Here is a 2,140-nt window from a genome sequence, read left to right on the forward strand (position 1 = left end):
AAGGATGTTAATCTCAGCATCAATGAAGGTGAATTTATCTGTGTGATCGGTCACTCCGGTTGCGGTAAATCGACCCTATTAAATATGGTGTCGGGTTTTTCTTCTCCCACCGATGGCATCGTTAAAGTTAACGGTAAGAAAATTACTAAACCCGGGCCCGATCGCATGGTAGTGTTTCAAAACTATGCTTTATTGCCTTGGTTAAGCGTTTTTGAAAATGTCTATCTCGCGGTAGATGCGGTGTCTCCCAATGCTCCAGAGGCACAAAAACGCTCGATCGTGCGGGAACATTTAGCGATGGTGGGTTTAACCGAAGCTATGGACAAAACCCCTCCCCAAATCTCCGGGGGGATGAAACAACGGGTTTCGATCGCCCGGGCCCTTTCTATCCGTCCAGAAGTATTAATTCTCGATGAACCTTTCGGCGCTTTGGATGCGATTACCAAAGAGGAATTACAGGAAGAATTGCTGAAAATCTGGCAAGATAAACGCTGTACGGTGTTGATGATCACCCACGATATCGATGAGGCCCTTTTCCTCGCTGATAAGCTGGTAATGATGACCAATGGACCAGAAGCGAAAATCGGCGAAGTGATGAATATTCATTTCCCCCGTCCCCGCGATCGGGAGAGAATTATGGAGGATCCTGAATATTATCGTCTGCGTAACTATGCCCTCGACTTCCTCTATAATCGTTTCGCTCACGATGATGTTAGCTAGATGTGAGCATTTGTATTAGTTTGGGGTGCGGTTGACTTAACAGCGATCGCACCTAGATTTTTTTTCTGGGGAAGCCTTCTTCAAGTAAAATTATCTCTAACTAGGTAAGTAGGTAGGCACAATTATTTGTAGGATGGGTTAGCGGTAGCGTAACCCATGCGGGCGTTGGGTTTCATGCTTCAACCCAACCTACGTTCATTTTATATTTAATTCCACCCACCCACTTAGATGTTAAAAATTGTCAGATACTCCCCTTATAAAGGGGGGATTAAGGGGGGATATACTTACTTGTTAACTAAATAGAACAATTAGCAGTCAAATACAATAATAATTTTTACTTTTTACTTAATCGATCATGCTCAAACAGATACGGAAACTACTTATCAATTTTGGTCAACAATGGCGCGATGAAGATTTCATGAAGTCGATTCATATCATCGAAAACATAGTTTCTAAGGTTTTATCCGTAGCCTTAATTGTTGTTATTATTGTTTCTCTTTATGATTTAGTAGTTATCCTAATCAAAGACCTATTTACTACGGAACCCGTCGGTTTTTTTAGTAAAACTTTAATTGAAATCTTCGGATTATTTCTCAATATTTTGATCGCTTTAGAGTTATTAGAAAACGTCACTGCTTACTTAAGAAAACACATCGTACAGGTTGAATTAGTCGTAGTTACGGCTTTAATTGCCATCTCTCGAAAAATTATTATTTTTGATCCCAATAAATACAGTAAAGATGATTTAATTGCCCTCACCGTGGGAACCTTAGCTTTAGCGGCAAGTTATTGGTTAATCAGAAAAGTTAATCGCGATAATCGTTCTTGAATTAAGGGAAAGGGATAGATTTTCTAAATCTATCCCTTCTAAATAGGGTTTGCGGCAAAAAGTAGGGGCGAAGCATTCGGATAGGAAATCTAGGGTTTCAGCGATAGGTTATGCCCGAATGCTTCGCCCCTACAGGACGCGGGCCGATGAAGATGTAAGGTTTTGAAACATGATTCTCTCAAAATCTTGCACCTGTTTCGCTCGTAAAGCCCCAAAACTCTTACTTTGCCTACATTTCACATTTATTCAGCCAGCCCTAGGGCTGGCTGAATAAATCTAAAAACATTGTTCGATAATACTTTGAGACCTTTTTGAAATCCAAAAGTACCAGCCATTGGAGTGAGCGGGGGGAAAATTCCTGGACTTTTTCCCTGAAAATTAGGTAATTGACCACCTGAAAATGGGTAAAACCCTACACCCTACACCCCACACCCCACACCCTGCCCCCAGGAAAAACTTTTTGCCGCAAACCCTATTTACCGAAATTTTGGGTTAAAGCCCCGTCCTTTTAGGACGGCTTTTTAAACTATATCTTGTTAACTTAACTTTTATTGTGCTATACTGATTTTGTCTAAGTCCCCCCTGCGTAAA

2 protein-coding genes are annotated in these 2,140 nt (G+C 41.1%); both read left to right on the forward strand.

Annotated elements, in window-relative coordinates; translation table 11 throughout:
- Positions 1-720 (forward strand): nitrate ABC transporter ATP-binding protein (locus PX481_RS08540; protein ID WP_288094374.1); only part of this gene is annotated, 720 nt, incomplete at its 5' end.
- 355 nt (positions 721-1,075) lie between these two features.
- Positions 1,076-1,549, forward strand: a complete 474-nt coding sequence (locus PX481_RS08545; RefSeq protein ID WP_002759198.1) for a phosphate-starvation-inducible PsiE family protein — start codon at positions 1,076-1,078, stop codon at positions 1,547-1,549.
- The last annotated feature ends 591 nt before the right edge of the window (positions 1,550-2,140 follow it).

This window comes from Microcystis sp. M53603_WE2, from assembly GCF_030065435.1.

What these genes read in the sequence shown, in the direction of transcription:
- PX481_RS08545 (WP_002759198.1), top strand. Translation starts at nt 1,076, where the DNA reads ATGCTCAAACAGATACGGAAACTACTTATCAATTTTGGTCAACAATGG.